General features: G+C 60.7%; 2 protein-coding genes. Both read left to right on the forward strand.

Translation table 11 applies throughout. The features are described from left to right. Positions 1–2,562: carbohydrate binding domain-containing protein (locus ACH2EH_RS21610; protein WP_395144989.1), on the forward strand; the 2,562-nt coding region annotated here is incomplete at its 5' end. Between the two features lie 5 nt (positions 2,563–2,567). Next, positions 2,568–3,081 (forward strand): tRNA (adenosine(37)-N6)-dimethylallyltransferase MiaA (gene miaA / locus ACH2EH_RS21615; protein ID WP_395144991.1); only part of this gene is annotated, 514 nt, incomplete at its 3' end.

Consider the following 3,081-nt stretch of genomic DNA (forward strand, 5'->3'; position numbering starts at 1 on the left):
GTGCAAACTAAGCCTTTCCCTTTCTCGCTCCCCTGGGACGATGCCAGCGCGACGGCCACCAGTGTCGCGGCGCTCAACCCCGCTCCGCTAACTTCCCAACACAAGCTCGTCGCAAAAAACGGGCACTTCCACGATGCTACCGGACGACGCGTGCGCTTTGTGGGGATGAGTATCGGTGCAGCGGCGGCGTTTCCCCGTAAAGCCGATGCACCAAAGATCGCGGCGCGGCTGCATAAATACGGCGTGAATTTGGTGCGCTTGCATCACTTAGATGCGCAGTGGGCCACTCCCAATCTCTTCAACAGCAAGGGCCGCTACACCCAGACCACCGCGCTTGATCCGCAGAGCCTAGACTTACTGGAGTTCTTTATCGCCCAGCTCAAGAAAAACGGAATCTATGTGGATCTAAACCTTCATGTCTCGCGCGAGTGGCTCCCCGGCGACGGATTCCCAGCAGGCAAGCTCCCCGAGTTCGGCAAAGTGGTGGCCTACTTCCATCCGAAAGCCATTGCACTCCAGAAACAGTTCGCGACGCAGATTCTGACCCACAAAAACCCCTACACGGGCCTTCCTCTCGCCGCTGATCCCGTACTCGCCCTTGTCGAGCTGAACAACGAAGACTCTCTGATCGGTTCTGCAGGGCAGGCGGAGGCACTACCCCTGGCGATCCGTAAGCCACTCGAAGACGGCTGGCGGGCCTATCTGGCGAAGAAATATGGCGTGACAGTCGCGCTGAAAAAAGCCTGGAGTGGCGGTAGTTCCCTCGGCCAAGAGCTACTGAAGAGAGGCTCAGGGGCGTGGATCGCCGAGATGCAAGAGCAGACTAAGCTTCTCGTGACGAGTGTCAGCGCGGCGGGACAGACGAATGCTCCCACCGGCCCCGTTCTGCATCTGATTCCTGAGAAGATAGACACCACCAACTGGCATCTTCAGCTCCATCAGACGGGTCTGACATTGGAGACAGGCAAGGCCTACACGGTCTCGTTTGTGGCAAAGGCCTCAGCCCCGCGCCCCCTTTACATCAACACGCGGCTGCACCAGGCCCCCTGGAGCATGGTCGGGCTGGACGCAAGTGTCGGGCTGGATACTCAGTGGAAGCGCTACTCGTTTACGTTTGTCGCCAATGGCAGCGTGGTTCCTGGTCACTGCCGCCTCTCCCTCCTGCTGGGCGATAGCACGGCGGCGGTTTTTCTTGGGGAGTGGAGCCTGCGCCCTGGCAGTGGTGGCACCGCGCTCGCGTCCGGTCAGAGTATCGAGCTAGAAAATATTGCGCTCGGGCAGGTCAGCGGCTCTCCGGCGGGCGTGGACTACACCCACTACCTAATGACCGTGGAAGCTGCCTACTGCCGTGCGCTCAAGGCGGCCATTGCCCAGACCGGCTGCACGGCATCGGTGGCGTGTTCTCAAGCCAGCTACGGCGGAATCGCGGGGGCCTACCGAGAGTCTAAGCTCGACTGGGTGGACATGCACGCCTACTGGCAGCACCCCAGCTTCCCTGGGGCAGCCTTCGATCCGAACAACTACCGCATTGAAAATACCTCGATGCTCTCCGTAAGCTCCGGCGCGGGGGTTCTGGATGGCCTCGCAATGCACCGCGTGTCAGGCAAGCCGTTTACCGTCAGTGAGTACGACCATCCGGCCCCCAGCGAGTACAGCGCGGAAATGACGCCTTTGATCTTTGCCTACGCGGCGTGGCAGGACTGGGACGGTGTCTTTCTCTTCGCCTATGAGACAGACCGAAGCGACAAAATCACGGGCTTCTTTGACCAGCAGCTCCACCCCGCCAAGCTCGGCTTCCTCCCCGCTGCCGCTGCGCTCTTCCTGCGCGGTGATCTTGTCCCCGCCTCACTGACAATCTCTCTCACGGTGCCTGTCAGCAAAGTGCCCGGCCTGAAGGGCCTAGGCACGGACTACGCGTTCTGGAGCCTGGCACAGACACGCTTCGTTCAAGGCAGCCTGAAAAATGCTCCTGAAAAGGCGGATGCCACTGCGTTTCTGACCCACCGCGCCTCCATTCGCTTCGAGAGCGACCCCGGCCCGCTCGCACTGGGTATCCAGAACCTTCTGCCTCCCACCCTTTCTGCCCCCGGCTTTGTCTGGGACCACAAAGAGCAGCAAGTGCGGGTGCACTCCCCCGCATCCAAGGCACTGATCGGGAAGCTGGGAGGAAAAGCGACTCGCGTTCCTGGCTTCGTCGCCGAAGTTGCACCGTCGGCACGTAACTTCGCCGTGATCACCCTCACTGCGCGCGACGGCAAGCCCACCGAGGAGTCTGCGGCCCTGCTGCTTACCGCACTGGATAAAGCCGAGAACCCGGGGCTTACATGGAACGCTGAGCGCACGTTTGCCGCCGGTGCCTGGCGGTCCGGGCCAACACAGCTCGATGTCCCCACTGCCACGCTACAAATTGTAACCAAGCAACTAAACGTGACGGTATGGGCACTGGACGGCACGGGGCAGCGTGTCAAGCAAGTGCCCGCCACGCTGGAAAACGGGACGCTCACCCTTGCAATCGGCCCGGAGTACCAGACACTCTGGTACGAGATTGTGGCAAAGTCGTAACGACTGTGGAGAGACTTATCGCCCTGGTCGGGCCAACAGCGGTCGGAAAAACAGCAGTTGGAATGGCGCTTGCCGAACGTCTTGGCGGGGAACTCATTAGCGCCGATGCCGTCGCGGTCTACAAAAAACTGGATATTGGCTCCGCAAAGCCCACCAAGGCCGAGCAAGCCCGTGTCCCCTTCCACCTCATTGATGTTGCAGCCCCCGACGAGGACTTCACGGTCACGGACTTCGAGGAGCGCGCGAGCCAGGCAATCACAGAGATTCGTGGACGCGGTAAGCTTCCGATTGTCCTGGGCGGCACGGGGCTCTATGTCCGCGCACTTACCTCAGAGCTCTCGATCCCGACGGTTCCCCCTCAGCCTGAGTTTCGAGCCGCACGCTGGGCAGAGGTTGAGGAACACGGGGCTTTTTGGTTGCATGAGAAGCTCACCGTTATTGACCCCGTGGCGGCGATAAAAATCTTGCCAGGCGATGGAAAACGCATCATCCGCGCTCTGGAAGTCTTTGAAGCCACCG

It is taken from the genome of Armatimonas sp. (genome assembly GCF_043760365.1).
Classification (GTDB): domain Bacteria; phylum Armatimonadota; class Armatimonadia; order Armatimonadales; family Armatimonadaceae; genus Armatimonas.